This is a genomic window from Elusimicrobiota bacterium, assembly GCA_041660185.1.
Taxonomy (GTDB): domain Bacteria; phylum Elusimicrobiota; class Elusimicrobia; order 2-01-FULL-59-12; family 2-01-FULL-59-12; genus JBAZWU01.
In genome coordinates, this window is the sequence record JBAZWU010000003.1 from 35,764 (window position 1) to 53,971 (window position 18,208).

Here is an 18,208-nt window from a genome sequence, read left to right on the forward strand (position 1 = left end):
ACCTTTAAGGATACAAACGCTGAATCTGCCATTGATCTTCTGGCCGGGGAACGAGAACCTGCTTGGTGTAGAGAAACCGTTCGTGCAGCCGGCCCCGACGCGACCGCCAGAATTCGATTTTTGAGGGAATGACCCGGATGCCGGTCCAGTGCGGGGGCCGGGGGACCGCGCCCGTTCCGAATTTCAGCGCCGCCTCCGCCAGACGTTTAATGAATGTCCGGTTATGATCCAGCCGTTCGCTTTGAAGAGAGGCCCAGGCCCCTATTTTGGCCAGACGAGGACGAGTGACCCAATAAGCATCCGCTTCCTGAGGACTCACCAGGCTGGTCGTCCCCTGAATACGGACTTGACGCTTGAGGGGATCCCAGTGAAAGGTGAGAGCCGCTTTCGGGTGCGCCGCGAGGGCTTTCCCTTTCACAGAGTTCAAATTGGTATAGAACACGAACCCGCGCGCATCAAACTGCTTGAGCAGCACCATCCGGCCATCCGGAAAACCATCCCGATCCAGCGTGGACAAGCACGCTGCATTGGCCTGCTCAATGGCTTGGCACCGGTTGGCCTCTTCAAACCAGGCGGCAAATTGCGCGATAGGATCCGGCAGGTGGCTCATTTTTTTCCGTCATCCCCCGCGGATTCTGGCGGGGGATCTAGACATCTATGATGGATCCCCGCCTACGACCTGCGGGGATGACGACATCTCGGAGATTATAACACCTCAATCGACGAGGAAGGCACCCAGCCTTTGAGGCCCTGTTCCGGGACGCCGATTTCCAGCCATCCGGAAACCGGCTCCTGTTCTTCGAGAACCAGGACGCGGTGCCCTTCCGGCACGGTGAAGTTCGCGGGATACGAAAGGCTGGGGCCGCTGCGCACATCAGCGGCGGCAACGACAATGACCCCTTCCGGACGCTCCACCAGATAAATGCGCGCCGCCAGCCAGGCCGCGGTCATGCAGAATATCCCCAGGAGGAGGAAGCGAATTTCAGACCGGAGCGAGGGTTTCCCGAGAAATACGAGCCCGATGGATACGCTCAGGCCGATAAACAGAAGCGATGCCGCCGCTGTCAGCGTATTCAGGGAGAAAAGAAAAAAGAACCTCCATAGCAGAACGGCCAGCGATCCGGCCGGCAGGATGGGATCACCCGCCTTTTCCGTCGTCAGCCGGAGGTTATACAGGATATCCCGGTCACTCGCGTTGGAGCGGAAAGCGCGCGCATAACAAACAATCGATTTCCCCAGCTGACCGGTTTTGTAGTAGGCGTTGCCGAGATTGTAGTCGAGAACCCAGTGGCGAAGCCCCTGGGTGCGGGCAGAGGCATAGAGAGTCACCGCCTCCTGGAATTTCCCTTCAGCGTAGGAAGCGTTGGCGCGCTTGAAAACATCCTGGGGAGATTCGGCACGGACAGCGCAACAAATCCAGAAACCAATAGAGGAAATCCATAGGAACTGTAGGGGCCGCCGGCTGGCGACCCGCCATCGGGATGCATCGCAATGTCCGGGCGGACAGCCGTCCGCCCCTACAAATCTCATTTCCATGTAATTTCCTTCTCCATCTCTTCGATCACATGCTCGAAAGACCGGATCGCCTGGCGGATTTCCTCCGGCCGGACCTGGGCCGGGGCAAACCGATAAAGGTCCAGCGTTTCCCAGAGGTTCCGGACTTTCTCCGAATTGTGCGGCGAGACGCCCCGGTCCTTCAGATCCGGAACGACTTGCTTCAGGGCCAGGCTGTAGGCGTTCTGGGTCAGCTTATCGCCGATAAAAGCCTGCAGGCCGCCGGAGAGAATCTCGCAAGCGCGGCGGTTGTCCGACGTTCCCAGGGCGGCTTCGGCCAGCCGAGCAGCGTGGAGGGCACGGGCCTTTGCCCGGCGGAAGCGCGCCAGTGCCGTGTTTGAAAAGAAAAAGATCTGATACAGACGGAACAACCCGAGCCCGGCCAAAAGGACCAGAAGAATTCCGTGCAGCCAGCGGAACTCTCTCCGGCGATACAGAAACTCCTCTTGCGGTTGAACAACTACAGGCGTCTGAATGTAGCGGATGTCTTCTCCCAGCAGCCGGATCCCGGGAGTTTCCAGGACGCCAACACTGCCGGCCGGTCCGGCCGGAGCGGAAGTGCCCGCGCCAGCGTCGACCCGAATCGTAAACGGCTGCGACAACACCGTTTTATAAGCGCCGGCCGTTGGATTAAAAAAGACGAAGGGAACGGCCGGGATAAAAAGATTCCCGGAAGCCGTCGGGATCAGAACGGTTTTGTAGACCTTGGACCCCTGGACCTCGTAATTTTTCTTTTCGATATTGGTGGCCGCATTGGCGTCAAAAGTACGGAAATTGATCAGAGCCGGCAAAGGGATCTCCGGCAGGGATTTGATATTTCCCTTCCCGGAAATGGTCAGGGTCAGCGTGAGCGGTTGCCCGACAGCCACGCGGTCTTTATCCACCGACGCGCTGAGCGTGTAATGGCCGACGGCTCCCTTAAACCCGGCGGGTTTCGGGTCCGGAAGAGGCTTCACATGAATGGTCACCGGTTCGGTTCGCAGCGTTCGCTCTTCGCCGCGGCCAAAAAACTGCGAGAAGAAATTATTACTGAACGGATCCGAGCCGATATTTTCGATCGACACACTTAAAGCGGCGGGGCCGACACGGCTTTTCCCGGGCGCGCTGGGAAAAAGCGCGGTGCGGACTTCGGTCACGTTGTAAGGAACTCCCTTGACGCTCGTGGTGTAATTGCGCTGCGGCGGAAGGTCTTCCGTCCAGAAACCGGTCATCTCAGGAGCCTGATAACGCGGCTGCCCCATCAGCGGGACGCGGTTATAGAGACCGAAGACATACGTCACCGGCTCGCCGACGTAAACAGTGCTTTTGTCAACGGCTCCCTGAATAAAAATCGCTGGTTCTCCGGAACGCTGAGCCGGCGGGTTGCCCATGGGACGGGCGGTGCCTTCCGGAAGTGCCGCCGCGTTTCCTTTCACCACTTCCAGCGGCAAGGGCTGCGTTTCCGCGGTCTGGCCGTTGAACGTCACTTGCCAGGCCGGAATGGTGAAGCGCCCCTCTTTCAGGGGCGTTAACACAAACGTATAGACCAGGCTGGAGGTGGCTTTCCCATTGACCCAGCTGAAATTCTGGGACGTGCCGGCGTTGGAGACCTGAAAATCCTGCAGGTTGGGCAGCGGCGGAGTGGGCAAGCGGCTGACATCTCCCGAGAGGGTAAGACTCAGAACAGCCTGCTCATTCAGCGCAATCTGATTGCGGTCCAGGCTGGCGGAGATCTGGAAATCAGCAGCGAAAACAGTTCCAAGTAGCAAGTGACAAGTGGCAAGCAACACCCCCGCCCAACTTGCAACCCGGAACTTGTTACTTGCGACTGTCGTTGATTTACCAATCTTCATCAGGATGCGGGACGTCCGATTTCTGAAATTTCTGATTCGATTTTTTAAGTTCACCGGCGCCGGCCGCTGACAACAACCGCTCGGCATCTTCCCGGCTCATCTGCGCGGCCCGGGGCGTAGAACTTTGGCCCTGATCTTTCTGGCCATCCTGCTGATTTTCCCCCCCGCCTCCCTGGGACTGTTTTTTGTCGTTTCCGCTCTTGGGATTCTTGCAGGAGGACGGCGGGTTCTTCTGCCGGCGCAGAGCGATGCCCAGATTATACTTGGCATCTTCATCCTGCGGGTTGATTCGCAGGCTTTCCTTATAGGCTTCGACCGCCTCTCCCCACTGCTGCTGCTGAAGAAGCGCGTTCCCGCGGTTGTAATGAGCGGCGGATTTCAAAAGAGGATTTGTGGACTGAGCCGCTGTTTCGAATTCTTTGACGGCCTTGCCGAAATCTCCCATCTGATAAGCCGCATCCCCCGCATTAAAATGCAGGATGCTCGAGTACGGCTGATCGACCAGCGCGTCGTTATAACCCTTCAAAGCGTTCTCGTAATCGCCTTTCATAAAGAGGCGGTTGGCTTTTTTCAATTGCGCGACGGAGGCATGGGCAGAAAGGCAGCACAAAAAAACAATAAGAATAGAAAAGCCATTTACCCTCACCCCAGCCCTCTCCCTCCACAGGGAGAGGGAGAACTGCCCTTTCGTCACAGATGGAGAGGGAGCTGTTCCTTCCCCCTGTTGAGGGGGAAGGTGGCCGAAGGCCGGATGAGGGTTCATCATGATCGCCATCCTGCCTCCGGAATCAACAAACTGATCATCATCAACAGAATCCCCAGAGCGAGCGGCCATTGGAAGCGGTTTTCGTAGCGATTGAACAGCCGGGTCTTCACGTCCCCCTGCTGAAGCGACTCCAGGTCGCGGGCTAATGCATCGATTTCATTCCCGGTGGCGCTGGCCCGGATGTACCGGCCGCCGGTGTCGCGGGCGATTTGCGCCAATGTTTTTTCATCCAGACGGCTCATGACCACTTCGCCTTTTTTGTCGCGTTTGTAGCCGGTACGGTTTCCCCGCTCATCCAGCAAGGGAATCGGTTCGCCCTGCGGGCTGCCGATCCCGACAGCGAAAATTTTGACACCGACCCGCGCCGCTTCCTGAGCGGCCCCAGACGGATCGCTGCGGTGGTCCTCTCCGTCCGTCAGCAGAACCAGCACCCGATGGCTGCCTTCCCCAACCTTCAGGCCTTTGATGGCGGTGCGAATCGCCTCCCCGATCGCGGTCCCTGGAATGGGCACCACTTCCGGCTCCAGCGCTTCAAGCGCCTGTTGAGCCGCACCCTGATCAATGGTCAACGGACACTGCACATAAGCCTGTCCGGCAAACGCGATGACCCCCAGACGGCTGCCCATCAGCCGGTCAATGATCTGACCCAGAAGGAGTTTGGCATGCGCCAGCCGGTTGGGCGGTAAGTCCGCCACACTGCTGGTGGACGCCTGTTGTGTGGCGTCTTGGGCCTGCATCGAAAGCGAACAATCCACCGCGATAAAAACGTCAAGCCCACGCTGTTTGAACTCCGTCAGCCGGGATCCCAGTAAGGGCCCGGATAAAGCGGCCGCAAAACAAACCAACGCGCCAAATCTTGTCAGAACAATCCATCGTCGTCGATGATCCAGCCGGGGCGGGAGCATGCGAAGGATCGTGCCGGTCTGGCCCAGCGTCGCCAGGGTGCGTTGGCGGCGCCGGCTCCACCACCCGATCGCCGCCAGAAACACGAACGGCACCAGCAGCCAGCTCCACATCGATGGATACGCGAAATAATTCATGGAATCGTTCTGAAAACCAGAACCTGGAGCCCAACCCCTGCCGTGATGAGCGCCATCGCGGCGATCAACCAGCCTAAATAGCGATCTTCAAAGGATTGGGGAGCCGGCCCCTGGATATCCGTTTTTTCCAGATGGTCAATCTCGTCATAGATCGCGTCGAACTCTTTGACGCTGGCCGCCCGGTAATAACGGCCGCCGGCGGTCCGGGCAATTTCTTCAAGCGCCGGTTCATCCAGGTCTTCCTGAATGGGAACGAGTTGTTTTCCAAACGCCGTATCCACCGGGATGACGGATTGCCCGCGGATCCCGACACCAATGGCGTAAATCTTGATCCCCAGACCGTCAGCGGCCTTGGCCGCGGTCAGCGGATCAATTTCTCCTGAATTGTTGCGGCCGTCGGTCACGAGAATGATGACTTTACTCTTGGCTGTGCTCTTTTTCAAATGATTGGCCGCCGTGGCAATGGCTGTCCCGATGGCGGTGTTTTCGGTGGTCGTGATGCCGACTTCGACTTGACCTAGGAAATCGAGCAGCGCACCGTAATCCAGCGTCAATGGGCAGTCCAGAAGCGACACCCCGGCAAAGGCCACCAATCCGATCCGGTCGTATTGCCGGTGAGTCACAAAGGTTTTGGTGGCGCGTTTGGCCACGGCCATGCGATCCAGCGGGTTAAAGTCGAGCGCGCGCATGCTGCCGGAGGTGTCGAGTGCAATCATGATGTCGATGCCTTTCGCCCGCGCCTCCTCTCCTTTTAAAAGGTTTTGCGGACGCGCCAGCGCGACGATCGCCAGGGCCAGTCCCGCATAGAGCAGCCAAACGGGAACACGGATCCATTGGGCTCGCCAGGTGGTGGGCAAGTTGCGCAGGAATGAGAAATCGGGGAAGGGCAGGCGCGCCCGGAAGCGATGGCCGCGAACCTCCCGCAGCCAGACGACGGCGGCCAGTACCGGCACAAGCAGAAAAGCCGCCGGGTTAGCGAAGTGCACGTGTTTCCTCCACAAATTTAATCGCCACCGCCAGCTGTCTCCGCGCTTCGGAAGCGTCCGGACGGAACTTCGCGAACTTCACGAGATCACAATCCTCCAGAAACTCTTTGACGGTCATCTGATGCACCCCTGGAAAATCGGGCTTCTTCCGCAGATCACGCAACAGCTCATTGGTTGTCCGTTCCAGCGCTTGGACATGAAACGCTCCTTCCAGGTAAGCCCGGACGATATCCGAAAGCGCTATATAAAATTCCTTGATCTTGCCCGCCTCGAGCCACCCGGTCGCTTCGATTTCGCGAAGTTTTTGAAGTGCGGCTTCGTCGGGCGGCACAGGAGCCGGAGGGGGCGGCCCCGCCAGAACCCGTTTACGCTTTTTCCAAAGCACGAACGCGCCCACCCCGATCACCACCGCCCCCAGCAGCCACCACCAGGGGGATGCCGCGACCGGGCCGATGACGCCTTTGATCCCGCGGATATCGCCTTTATCCTTGGGGCCGGGCGGAACTTCTTCAATCGTAACGGTCATCTCCGGCGTTTTGAGACGGCTGACATGTCCCATCGGATCCCGCCAGGGGACCTCAACACCGGGAAGAAGCTGCGGACCTGTTGCAAAACATTGGAGTTGGGCCTGAAAATGATCCACCCATTTGGTGGCCCCGCGCTCAGCCGGCAGCGTGGTGCTGGAGTAAACCTCAAACTCCCCCAACGACCGGGTAAAGGACGGTGAATCAATGATCAATTCGGGAGGGTGTGTGACGCGAATATCCAGCGCCACCAGATCGCCCAGACGGGCGGTGGACGGTTGGACTTGCGCCTGGAGGCTGGGCACTTCCGTCTCTTTCGGACTCATCGGAACCTCTTGGCGCGGGCCTGGAAGAATTGGAGAAGCGGTCTCACAAACGATTGATCCGTTTGTAAGAGAATGTGGTCGATCCCGTGCCGGTGGAGAAGAGTTTCCAACGCTCGCTGGCGCTGCTCATGGTCCTGCTCGAAATGCCGCCTCACAAGCCGGTCGGACGTATCCAGGACCATCCGCTGCCCGGTTTCCGCTTCGGTCAGCTCCACCAGCCCCACGTTCGGCCAGCGGCGTTCGCGGGGATCCAGAATCTGCACGGCGATTAAATCATGCCGCTTGTTGGTGATCGCCAGAAGGCGTTCGTTGACCCCGTAGAAGTCGGACAAGAGGAAAACAACGGCCCGGCGCTTCAACACCCGGTTCACATAGCGCAGCGCCTCGTCCATCCGGGTCTGCCGCTGCTCCGGCGAGAACTCCAGCACGTCGCGGATGACGCGAAGCGTGTGCGTGCGGCCTTTCTGAGGGTGAATAAATTTCTCAACGCGGTCCGAAAAGAGACAGAGACCGACTTTGTCGTTGTTCCGGATCGCCGAAAAACTCAGTACCGCGGCGACCTCAGCCGCCAACTCGGATTTCCATTTTTGCGCTGTCCCGAACTGAAGCGAGGCGCTGCCGTCCATCATCAGCAGGACGGTCATCTCCCGCTCGGCCACATACTTTTTGACGTAGGGATGCCCCATGCGCGCCGTGACGTTCCAATCGATGGAACGCACTTCGTCACCGGGGGAATACTCCCGCACCTCGGCAAATTCCATGCCAAGGCCCCGGAACACGCTGCCGTACTGGCCGGAAAAGATTTCATTGACGAGCCGGCGCGTGCGGATCTCGATGCGATGAACCGATGACAGAAGTTCCCGAGTCAACATGGCGGGGCGCTACGGCACCTCGACGGCCGCAAACAGTTTCTGCACGACGTCTTCGGAGGTGGTGTTTTCCGCTTCGGCTTCGTAGGTCAGGAGGATGCGGTGGCGCAGCACGTCGGCGCCGATGGCTTTTACATCCTCTGGCGTCACATACCCGCGCCCCTGCAGAAACGCATAGGCCTTGGCCGCCTGCGTCATGCAGATGGTCGCGCGGGGGGATCCGCCGTAGGCGATCAGGGGCTTGAGCGATTCCAGTCGATAACGCTCCGGGTAGCGGGAAGCAAACACCAAGTCCAGGATGTAGTTTTTGAGTTTCTCGTCGACATAAATCTCGTTGACGATGGCCCGCGCCGCCAGAATTTCCTGTGAGTGGACAACGGGTTTGATGTCGATCGGCTGGCCGGTGGTGGTCCGGTCGAGAATCAATCGCTCTTCGTCCCGGCTCGGGTAACCGACCTTGAGTTTAAGCATGAACCGGTCGACCTGCGCTTCCGGCAGCGGATAGGTGCCTTCCTGTTCGATCGGGTTCTGGGTCGCCAGAACGAGAAACGGCGCTTCCAACGGGAAGGTCTGCTCGCCGATCGTCACCTGATGTTCCTGCATCGCTTCCAGGAGCGCGCTTTGAACTTTGGAAGGCGCCCGGTTGATTTCGTCCGCCAGAAGCAGATGGGTGAACAAGGGCCCTTTTTTGACGGTAAACTGGCTATCCCGCGGGTTGTAGATCATGGTGCCGATTAAATCGGCGGGGAGAAGATCCGGCGTGAACTGAATGCGCTGGAATTTTGTTTCGATCGTTCGGGCGAGCGTGCGCACCGCCAATGTCTTGGCCAGCCCCGGAACCCCTTCGAGCAGGAGATGGCCGTCCGCCAGAAGCCCGACGAGAAGCCGTTCCACCAGGTAGTCCTGGCCGACAATCGCCTTGCCGATTTCCTGCTTGAGCGCCTGAACAAAAACGCTCGCTTGCTTTACTTTTTCATGAATAACGCGAATGCTCTGATCCATCGGTAATCCTCCGTGTCTTGATCGAAAAAATATCTGTAATTGATTATCCTTAGACGCCCTTTTTTGTCAAGAGGATCCGCGGATTTGTTTGGAAGCAGCGCCCCCTAACGATATAATGGGTTCATTATGAAAAAGAATATCCGCTTTTACGATACAACCGTTTCGAAGCCTCGTCCGATCGGCGCCGCGAAAGGGCGGCTGGGCGTGCTAATGCCCGGGATGGGCGCGGTGGCCAGCACCTTTATCGCCGGCGTTCTGTCCGCGCGCAAGGGTCTTGGGCAACCGATCGGTTCCATGACCCAGCTGGGCACGATCCGGCTGGGGAAACGGACTGAACATCGGGCGCCGAAGGTAAAAGATTTTGTTCCTTTGACGGAACTCAAGGATCTCGTCTTCGGGGGATGGGACATCTTCCCGGACAACGTGTATCAGGCCGCCACCAAAGCAGGGGTTCTGGAACAGAAGCATCTGTCCCCGATCCGCGCGGAGTTGGAGAAAATCAAACCCATGCCGGCTGTTTTTGACCCGGCTTACGTGTCCCGGATTTCCGGCCCGAATGTGAAGAAGGGCCCCACGAAGATGGATCTGGCCGAACAGTTGATCGCGGACATCGCCCGCTTCAAGAAGGTCAACCGCTGCGCGCGCCTGGTGATGATCTGGTGCGCCTCCACCGAAAAATATCAGACCGCATCGCCCGTCCATCAATCCGTGGCCGCATTCGAAAAGGGGCTCGAGGACAATTCTCCGGATATCGCCCCCAGCCAGATCTACGCCTATGCGGCGCTGAAATCCGGCATCCCTTATGCAAACGGAGCGCCCAATCTTTCCGTCGACATCCCCGCCATGCTGGAGCTGGCGGAAAAGCAGAAGATGCCGATCTGCGGAAAAGACTTTAAGACCGGCCAGACCTTCATGAAGACGGTGCTCGCGCCAGCTTTCAAGGCCCGGCTCCTGGGGCTTCGAGGCTGGTTTTCAGCCAACATCCTCGGGAACCGCGACGGCGAAGTGCTGGATGATCCGGAAGCTTTCAAGACCAAAGAAGAATCAAAGCTTTCGGTTCTGGAATACATCCTTCAACCGGACATTTACCCGGAACTCTACGGGCATTACGACCACAAGGTCCGCATCAGCTATTACCCGCCCCGGGGCGACAACAAAGAAGGCTGGGACAACATTGACATCTTCGGATGGCTGGGGTATCCCATGCAGATCAAGATCAACTTCCTCTGTCGGGACTCCATACTCGCCGCACCGATCGTTCTGGATCTGGCGCTTTTCCTGGACTTGGCCCAGCGCAGCCGGATGCACGGCATCCAGGAGTGGCTCTCCTTTTTCTTTAAGAGCCCTATGGCGGCACCCGGGCTCTACCCGGAACACGATCTTTTCATCCAGCTCATGAAGCTCAAAAACACGCTTCGCTGGCTGAAAGGTGAGGAGCTGATCACTCACCTCGGCATCGAATACTACGATTAGTACATGCTTTATGAATGGATGGAAAGGCCGGAAGAGATTCGCTGATTATTTTGTCATAAGCCTTCTCTGCCTTCAGATTCCCCTCGACGCAGATCCCCCCGTCCAGGTTTCCAGTCCCACGGCGAGTGCCTCCGTCTTAAACGGCGGTTCGCGGCCGCGGGCCAGGCGGCATCCGATCCGCCGGGCGCGTACGCGCATCGAGGGAGCCATCCGCCGCACCTCACCGAACCCCCGCGTCCAGCAGCCGGCCACCCAGGCACTCCCAGCTCAGGCGCCGGAGATTAAACTACCCGCCCCGCCGCCGACACCATCCCCCGAAGCCTCTCGGGCTGACCGATTTATTAATGCCGCCGCCAGGGTCATGACCAAAAGCTGGCGCGGCAACATTTTTGTCTGGCTCCCGGCGATCAGCACAGATCCGAATACCGGCCCCACGTACGGGCTGATGCCTGTTGTGGTGCTGGCCGATCCGCTCACTCATCACATCCGCAATCTGTTAGCCCCCTCCTATACCTACAACTCACTCTTCGGCCAGACCGGTACGATGCGTTACTACTGGTACCCGACCGATGCGAGCCAACTCTACGCCGCGGCCAGCCTTTCTCAGCATACCAACCGGGAAATGAAAGTCCGCTACGAGAATTCCTCGGCTCATGAGGGTGTCCTGTATTTAAGGAGCGAGGTTTTTTACAACGCGGACGCATCTTACCGATTTTTCGGCATCGGCCCGCAAACCCATGAAGGGGATGAAACCGGCTACGTCGGCAAAACCTCGATAGCCCGGGCTGCCATTGGCGCTAATTTTGCCCACTCCTGGCGGGCCATTTTTGGCGCCCGCTTTCAGCGCTTGGCGACGGAGCAAAATATTATCCCGAACGTTGTCGATCTGACGACCCGTTTTCCCGACATCTCCGGCGTCGGAACAAACAATACCGTGACCAGCGAATTCCGGTTACTGTGGGATTCGCGGGATTCCCCGGTGACCCCGTCGCGAGGCAGCTCGGGAGAGCTTCGCGTCGAAAAAACGAGTATTGCGCTTGGGAGTAACTCTGATTTTCTTCGTTATGGGCTGGAAGGCAAGCGCTTCTTCCTCTGGAAAAACCCCAGACAGGTGACGGTGGTGCATGGCCTTTATGAATGGTGCAACGGCCCTCGTATCCCCTTTTATGAACTGCCGAGCCTTGGAGGCCGATCCACGTTGCGCGGCTACGGAGAGGGGCGGCTAGTAGACCAGGGACGACTGGTCATGAATCTGGAGCAGCGGATGACGCTTTCGTCCCAGGAACTAATGGGCGTTTTCACTAACTTTGAAGTGGCCCCGTTCGTAGACATGGGAACTGTTTTCCCGACAGTGTTGGACATTCAGCGCAAGAATTTTCGTCCCGTTTACGGCGCGGCTTTCCGGGCAGCGGTTAAACCGAATGTCGTGGGAGATGTTGAAGTGGGAGTAGGGAAAGAAGGACCGGCGGTCTTCGTGGATATTAACTACCCGTTTTAAGATCGGCTCGGGCTTGCTCTGCGGAAGCCAAAGGCGCGCGTTTCCAGACAAAGCGAACAACCCCGGCCGGGTTTTCCGAGATATCCATAAACAGATCAGCGGTGTCCTGATGGGTCGCCCAATGCCGGACCGCGCCGCGGGCCGGCAGACGGGCCTCCTGCGGTTCCAGCACGCGCTCCCGCCCGAAAAGTTTCCGCAAGAACGTTTTGAAGTCGTCCATCAGCTGGGATTCTGATGCGTGGACTTTCACTTCGACCTGCTGCAGCGTGGCCGCCCTCCGGTCCTCGCTGGAATAAAAATAGTAAAACCCATTGCACTGAGCCGTAATCACCTCGCACCGGTAGTGCCAGCGTTCGGAGCGATTCTCCGGGGCGGCGCAATCCGCCATGCTTCGGCCATCCCAGCGTTCATAGGACTCCGAACGGAGGCCCAGAGCCAGGAGTCCTTTGAACTCCCGAATAAGGTCCCGCCGGTCTTCGGCCGACAACGGCCCAACTAGGGTATCGGTTTGTTTGGGAGCGTCCAGGGGGGCGTACGGTGCGCCAGCGCTGTTCAGGCTGAGATCAGCGGCCAGGAGTCTCGAAATAAGGACAAAAAAAACGGCGCTCCCCAGGAGTAAAGACGAGAGGATTTTCACCCTCTATGGATACCTGAAAGAAGGCCCTTCTGCAAGTCAAAAAATGACGGGGTCGAAGATCCCCGTCATCCCCCGCAGACACTGGCGGCCCCGACCTCCTGTTGATGTTTTCTTTGACGGGGCCGCACCGACTGTTCGATTCGACAGGAGGACGGTGCGGGGGATCCAGTCATCGCCAAACATCGCGATAGATTCCCCGCCAACACCCGCGGGGAATGACGAACGTGAAATTACTCCCGGTCGCGGGAGAGGAGGGCTCCCAAAAAGACTCCGACCAAAATGCATAATCCGACGGCTTTGACCGGATGTTTCTGCACGAGCTGTTCCGCATCCTTAATCGCTTCTTCTCCGCGCTCTCGGACTTCATCGAGCGCGTCCTCGCTGGACCGTTTGGTGTCCTGCCAAAATTTCGCGCCCCGGACCTTGGCGTTTCCCCAGACTTCCTGCCCACGGATCCGGGCCTCTTCCAGATTTTCGCCGCCTTTTTCTTTCGCTAATTCCGACGCCCGACCCAGCTCTTGCCAGGCTTCACTAAAGTGATGCTTCGCCTTATCAATTGCCTCTGTCCAGTTTTCCTTACCGTTTGACGTTTCGCTCATGATCATCCTCCACGTTTGAAATGTATATTTTCATTGTACCTTTTCAAAACTTCAGCCAAGAAAATAAACCTCGGCTAACGACATGGTTTTCGTTAACAAAAGCGTTCCTTGATCTGCCTTCCGAGAACGTTAAACTACGGGGGAGTTTATCTGATGGCTGATTTAGTCAATAAAATGGCATCGATTTTTAGGAAAAGTCAGAGCCCGGGGATCGCCCGCGAACTGCTGATGGCCGGGCTGTCGACATTCCTGCTTGTTGCTTTTCTTTGGGCCGGCGGTGGCGGGTACTTCCTGTGGAAAATGAACACCTCATTTCTCACACAAACGGACGTCAGTAAATGCCTCATGTGTTTAGTTAGCGCTAAAAGCGCAGAAACGGGGTTTATGTCGACTGACCTTATTAACCCCGAATTTTTCAGAACCGGCCAGTCCCGAATGGTTCAGAAACACCAAATCGCCATGGTGGAACTACAAAACCATCTAAGCCGCATTCAAAAGCGGGGGGGCCTTGATCGACAAAAATCTTTGGAAAATCTTAAGAACCTGCTGGTGGCTCATCAAAAACGGTTTAATCGGTTTGCTTCCCTTAAACGTGAAATCGGATTTGAAACTTCCGGATTAGCTGGAAAGTATCGAAAAGCAAGCTTGGCCTTTGAAGATCTATTACAACAATCTAATAAAAAATCCCTCCTAATCATTTATTTACAAATGCGTCGCCACGAAAAGAATTATTTGCTCCGCCAAACCCCCCACTACCTCCAACTCGTCGAGCAGCTTTGGCATCAGTTGGACAGTCAAATTTCACGACTCGACAAAGAAAAGAATGGGGCCCTTCTACAATACCTCCAGCAATATCAGAAAGCCTGGTATTCTTTTCTTGATTTTGAGGTCCAGATTGGGCGCACCGAAGGAGAGGGGCTAAGGAAACAGATGTCCCAGGACGGCCAAGAGCTCGAGAAAGAGCTTCAGGAGCTCTTAAAAATGGCGGAGTTCGACTGCCAAAGGGCGCGTCGAAACCTGCAATTCATGAGTGTGGCCCTGCTGGTATTCGGGTTTTCTTTTGGGAGTGTGATGATTTGTCGTTTTGCCCGCTCCATAGCACAACCCCTCATTGATCTCAAAGAGGCCGCCAGCCAAGTTGGACAAGGTCGATGGGACGCGCCTATACCGTCTGGCGCGCACGGAGAAGTTGGTGTGCTGGCACTGGCTTTTAAACGCATGGTGGATGCCTTAAAAAGAGAGGCTACGCTGTTGCGACAAAGCCAGGAACGTTTTGAAATTGCCGCACGGGCGACCAATGATGTGATTTGGGATTGGGATATGAAAACGGGTGCCCTCTGGTTTAGTGATGGGATGCGCTCCCTTGCGCAGTATGACCGCCAGGACGTGGACGACGATCCCGACTGGCGGATCGCCCACATTCACCCCGAAGATAGAGACCGGGTTAAGAACACGATTCAAAAAGCCTTTGATTCCGGAGCGCTGGTTTGGTCTGACGAATATCGCTTTCAGCGCAAAGACAGCAGCTACGCGACAGTCTTTGACCGGGGATTTATTATCTACGACGACCAGAAGAACCCCATGAGAATGATCGGCGCGATCATTGATACCAGTGACCGAAAACGGCTGGAAGCAGTGGCCATCCAGTCGGGGAAGATGTCGGTGCTGGGGCAGCTCTCCGCAGGGATTACCCACGACTTAAATAATCCGCTTGGCGTTATTCTCGGGTTTTCCGAAATACTCGTCAAACATCCGGCTCTTCCAAAGGAGCTTGAACTGCCCATAAAGTCGATCGAACGCGAGGCGCGTCGCTGCAAAACATTGGCACAGCACTTGCTGGCGTTCTCCCGCAACAGAACCGGCACAGATCGGATTTCCCAAGATTTAAAGAAAGTAGTCGACGAAGCGCTGGCCCTTGTCGGGACGCTCGCGCAATCACGAAGGGTTGAACTTGTTCGCCAGTTTGGGGAAGCTCAAATCAGTGCGTGTGTGGATTGTCATCAAATTCAGCAACTGGTGATTAATCTGGGGGTGAACGCCATGGACGCCATGCCCGACGGAGGGACGCTGACGGTGAGCCTCTCCAAATCCGGGAATGATTTACTCCAGATTCAAATCAGTGATACCGGCACTGGAATCCCTCCCGAAGTTCAGAAACGGATGTTTGAACCCTTTTTTACGACCAAGGAACTGGGCAAGGGAACAGGTCTTGGACTGAGTCTTGTCGGTGATATCGTCAAGAATCATCAGGGGAAAATCGACGTGCAAAGCGAAGTTGGAAAAGGGACAACCTTCCGGATCACCCTCCCCATCACTAACGAGACAGGGACCTCTTATCCCATGGCGGCCTAAGCCGCACTTCCGGCATTCCCGGCATTCCTTGACAATGACCGAGGGAATGCCTATTCTCAGACCATCGTGTCCTGGCGCAAACGAATTTTCATCGTAGCCGTTTGTTTGTTACTCGCATCCTTGTTGCTCTGGCGGCGTGGGACAAGAATTCATCCAAATCCTCGCGAAAACCCAAGCCCCCTTATCCCGTCATTCCCCGCAGTCACTGGCGGCCCCGTCCACCCGTGGAGTTCTCTATCGTCGGGACCGTCCCGACCATCGAGCACTTCGACAGACGGACGGGACGGGGAATCCAAGCATCCCGTCGAACAACATGACGGACCCCCGACAGAGGCATTCGGGGGTGATATCAAGAGGCCTCCGGTGGTTCGTCTCCCGCAAACGACACCTCTTCCTCCGCCTTCAACCGTACCTTCGGTCCCCCCGAGGGTAAAAGGCCAGGAAGGGATGCACCGGGAATTGATTCCAAAAGATATCCTCATTGTTCGCTGCTATTACGAACAGGAGCTCGTCGCGCCGGAGACAACCTTCGGGTTCGATATCAACGGCTCCGGCTTTACGGAAAGCTTTCACCAGATGATCAAAGTGGACCCGGACGCGCTGGATGTGGAAGTGCGGGACCTGCGGCTGGTCACAACGAACCAAATCCATGGGCTGATGGTGGTGGGGCCGGATGCGACGACCCAATACATTTATCCAAAGATTTTAATTCGCAGCATGCCGGTGTTTAAGGCCCCTGAACCTTTTGGCGTGGTGCGACCCGGTGAAATCCTGGATATTGAATTGATCCGCATTGATGAAACCGGCCAATCGGGCCGTTTTCGCATCCTGACCAACCTCGATTCCTCCCTCTTTCGGAAGCTCCGTATTTCACCAACGACCGAACACCTGGATGTCACCTTGCTGCCTCCGCAACTGCCTTTTTATGTGGAGGGCCATCTGGAGATTGGTCCGGGGGTTCACAGCGGGGAATATGGGTTAATTGCTTTTCTGGGTACTCATGAGCTTTTTCGTAAAAATCCGCTGGTTGATGTTGTGCGCCCGAATGTGGGCCACAGCGGATCCATTGAAAACGTGAGCGCCACAGAGCGAACGCACCGTCCGGGGGATCTCGTCGAACTCGTGGTGAACGGCAGCGGTTTTTCGCCTGGCGACGTCCGTTCCCTGCGAATCCGCGTCAATGCGCTGGGGATAGAAACCAACGCCGTCACCTATGTCTCCCCAGGAAAACTGCAAGTCTCGTTGCAGGTCCCCGCGAATGCGCCGGTCGGCGTTTACGGGATCACGATTGAACATAATTCAAAAGTGCTCTACCAGAAAAAAACGGTCTTCGGGATTGTTCCGCCGAATTGGCTCGGGGGCGTACAGCTGACCCGAGCGCTTTCGCCGGGGCAAAGCGGCACGGTGCAGATTCTCGGACGGGATTTGTCTCCGGACTTTGTTAAGTCTCTGCAGATAGAATCAGACGAGGCTGGATTGCAACTGACGAACGGACGGCTTCAGGACTCCTCCACCATCGTGGCAGACATCTCCATCAGCACCGGCGTGGCGCCGGGCGATTATCTCCTGCATATCACCCGCCAGGGTCAACCGGTCCGCCTCCCCGGCGGCTCTATCATCAAAATCAATCCTTAGTCTACAGCGGAAGCTTGGCTTTGAGCCCGAAATCAAAGCGTTGACTCACAACAGACCAATCGATCGCTTTAAAGAACGAATCGATGTAGCCGGCGCGTTTGGTGCCGTAATCGATCATGAAGGCATGCTCAAAGACATCCATCAGGAACAGCGGAACAGAGGAGACCAGATGACCGCCGTCATGCTCATTGATCCAGGTGTTAAACAACCGGTCTCCGATCGGATCGTAATACAGCAACGCCCAGCCGATCCCGCGCATCGCCCCGGTCGCGCGGAAATCTTTCTCCCATGCCTCCGGGGATCCGAATTCCTGCTGCAGTTTTCTCGAAAGCGCGTCACTGCGGGACGAATTGCCTCCCTTGACCATGTTCCCGAAATAGATTTCATGCAGCCGCATGCCGCTGAATTCCCATCCGAAACGGCGCTTCAGTTCAGCATACTCGGGGGTTTCGGTTTTCCCGTCCTTCGCCAGACCGGCCAAAAGGTCGGAGAGCTTGTTCGTGTTCGTGACGTACCCCTGATACAGCGTGAAATGATTCTTAAGGAGCTGATCAGAGAAACCCGCGGTTCCCAGTAATAATTCGTAGGTCTTCGCCGTGTAGGGCATTGGTCGCCTCCTTCTTATAAGAATATTATCCAATAAATCGGCGGGGGCGGATGAGGTTAAAATTCCAGGCTGACTCGCTGAAAAAACTCGCGGTCTTTGGGATGGGTTAATAACGTCAGCACCTGGTCTTTGTCCACCCACCTGGCCTCTGGATTATCCGGATCAACGGGACACAACGGTTCCCGGGTGTGTGTTCGAAAAAGAAAAAACGTCAGGTTTTTCAGTTCGGCCGGATCATTCCCGCCGTGCAACCCGATTTTAGGACGATCATAAGACCCGAGTGGTTTGACGTAGATTAAATCCTGAAGCCCGGACTCCTCGTAAATCTCGCGGCGTGCGGCAACGAGCGGCTCTTCCCCGGGCTCAATATGACCCTTCGGCAGGGACCAGCTGCGGCCCCTCTGGTTGACGATCAGTACTTGGCCTTTCTGATTCACCACCACTCCTCCGGCGCTGTAGGTTTTGTTCATTTCCTTCGCATTATAACTCTATGCAAATGGGCATGACC

General features: G+C 56.7%; 17 protein-coding genes. 4 read left to right on the plus strand and 13 right to left on the minus strand.

The genetic code is table 11. From position 1 onward, the window contains the following. Positions 1-4: 4 nt before the first annotated feature. The 9 genes from pdxH to WC859_03850 all read right to left on the minus strand — a co-directional run bounded on the left by pdxH (position 5) and on the right by WC859_03850 (position 8,899). Complete coding sequence (gene pdxH, locus WC859_03810; protein MFA5975272.1) at positions 5-610, minus strand: pyridoxamine 5'-phosphate oxidase; 606 nt, start codon at positions 608-610, stop codon at positions 5-7. A 95-nt stretch (positions 611-705) separates the two neighbouring features. Then, on the minus strand, positions 706-1,536 hold the full coding sequence (locus WC859_03815) for an SH3 domain-containing protein (protein MFA5975273.1): 831 nt from the start codon (positions 1,534-1,536) through the stop codon (positions 706-708). Beyond that, on the minus strand, positions 1,527-3,386 hold the full coding sequence (locus tag WC859_03820) for a BatD family protein (GenBank protein ID MFA5975274.1): 1,860 nt from the start codon (positions 3,384-3,386) through the stop codon (positions 1,527-1,529). The genes WC859_03815 and WC859_03820 overlap by 10 nt, the downstream gene beginning before the upstream one ends. Next, positions 3,373-4,221 (minus strand): tetratricopeptide repeat protein, encoded by an 849-nt coding sequence (locus tag WC859_03825; GenBank protein MFA5975275.1) that lies wholly within the window; start codon positions 4,219-4,221, stop codon positions 3,373-3,375. Before WC859_03825 ends, WC859_03820 begins: the two co-directional genes overlap by 14 nt. Continuing rightward, the gene (locus tag WC859_03830) at positions 4,149-5,192 is read right to left on the minus strand and encodes a VWA domain-containing protein (protein ID MFA5975276.1); all 1,044 of its coding nucleotides are present in this window, start codon (positions 5,190-5,192) and stop codon (positions 4,149-4,151) included. Before WC859_03830 ends, WC859_03825 begins: the two co-directional genes overlap by 73 nt. Continuing rightward, the gene (locus WC859_03835) at positions 5,189-6,178 is read right to left on the minus strand and encodes a VWA domain-containing protein (GenBank protein ID MFA5975277.1); all 990 of its coding nucleotides are present in this window, start codon (positions 6,176-6,178) and stop codon (positions 5,189-5,191) included. The genes WC859_03830 and WC859_03835 overlap by 4 nt, the downstream gene beginning before the upstream one ends. After that, entirely contained in the window at positions 6,165-7,028 is an 864-nt protein-coding gene (locus tag WC859_03840; protein ID MFA5975278.1) for a hypothetical protein, read from the minus strand. The genes WC859_03835 and WC859_03840 overlap by 14 nt, the downstream gene beginning before the upstream one ends. Continuing rightward, the gene (locus tag WC859_03845; GenBank protein ID MFA5975279.1) at positions 7,025-7,900 is read right to left on the minus strand and encodes a DUF58 domain-containing protein; all 876 of its coding nucleotides are present in this window, start codon (positions 7,898-7,900) and stop codon (positions 7,025-7,027) included. Before WC859_03845 ends, WC859_03840 begins: the two co-directional genes overlap by 4 nt. 9 nt (positions 7,901-7,909) lie before the next feature. Then, a complete protein-coding gene (locus WC859_03850; GenBank protein MFA5975280.1) occupies positions 7,910-8,899 on the minus strand; it encodes a MoxR family ATPase in 990 nt (329 codons plus the stop codon). Positions 8,900-9,025: 126 nt separating this feature from the next. Here WC859_03850 and WC859_03855 point away from each other — a divergent pair, with 126 nt between their 5' ends. Then, positions 9,026-10,372: an inositol-3-phosphate synthase gene (locus WC859_03855; protein MFA5975281.1), complete on the plus strand. Its 1,347-nt coding sequence runs from the start codon at positions 9,026-9,028 to the stop codon at positions 10,370-10,372. A 10-nt stretch (positions 10,373-10,382) separates the two neighbouring features. Beyond that, positions 10,383-11,870 (plus strand): BamA/TamA family outer membrane protein, encoded by a 1,488-nt coding sequence (locus WC859_03860; protein ID MFA5975282.1) that lies wholly within the window; start codon positions 10,383-10,385, stop codon positions 11,868-11,870. Here the strand turns inward: WC859_03860 and WC859_03865 are convergent. Both WC859_03865 and WC859_03870 read right to left on the minus strand, forming a co-directional pair. Continuing rightward, the gene (locus WC859_03865) at positions 11,854-12,507 is read right to left on the minus strand and encodes a hypothetical protein (GenBank protein MFA5975283.1); all 654 of its coding nucleotides are present in this window, start codon (positions 12,505-12,507) and stop codon (positions 11,854-11,856) included. The genes WC859_03860 and WC859_03865 overlap by 17 nt on opposite strands. A gap of 230 nt (positions 12,508-12,737) precedes the next feature. Further along, complete coding sequence (locus WC859_03870) at positions 12,738-13,106, minus strand: hypothetical protein (GenBank protein MFA5975284.1); 369 nt, start codon at positions 13,104-13,106, stop codon at positions 12,738-12,740. Positions 13,107-13,259: 153 nt separating this feature from the next. Between WC859_03870 and WC859_03875 the strand changes: the two genes are divergently transcribed. Next, positions 13,260-15,458 (plus strand): ATP-binding protein, encoded by a 2,199-nt coding sequence (locus WC859_03875; GenBank protein MFA5975285.1) that lies wholly within the window; start codon positions 13,260-13,262, stop codon positions 15,456-15,458. A gap of 459 nt (positions 15,459-15,917) precedes the next feature. Then, entirely contained in the window at positions 15,918-17,093 is a 1,176-nt protein-coding gene (locus tag WC859_03880; GenBank protein MFA5975286.1) for a hypothetical protein, read from the plus strand. A 1-nt stretch (position 17,094) separates the two neighbouring features. On the opposite strand, the gene WC859_03885 is transcribed toward WC859_03880, so the two are convergent. Continuing rightward, positions 17,095-17,700: a Fe-Mn family superoxide dismutase gene (locus WC859_03885; protein ID MFA5975287.1), complete on the minus strand. Its 606-nt coding sequence runs from the start codon at positions 17,698-17,700 to the stop codon at positions 17,095-17,097. Between the two features lie 56 nt (positions 17,701-17,756). Then, on the minus strand, positions 17,757-18,170 hold the full coding sequence (locus tag WC859_03890) for an NUDIX domain-containing protein (GenBank protein MFA5975288.1): 414 nt from the start codon (positions 18,168-18,170) through the stop codon (positions 17,757-17,759). Positions 18,171-18,208: the final 38 nt, after the last annotated feature.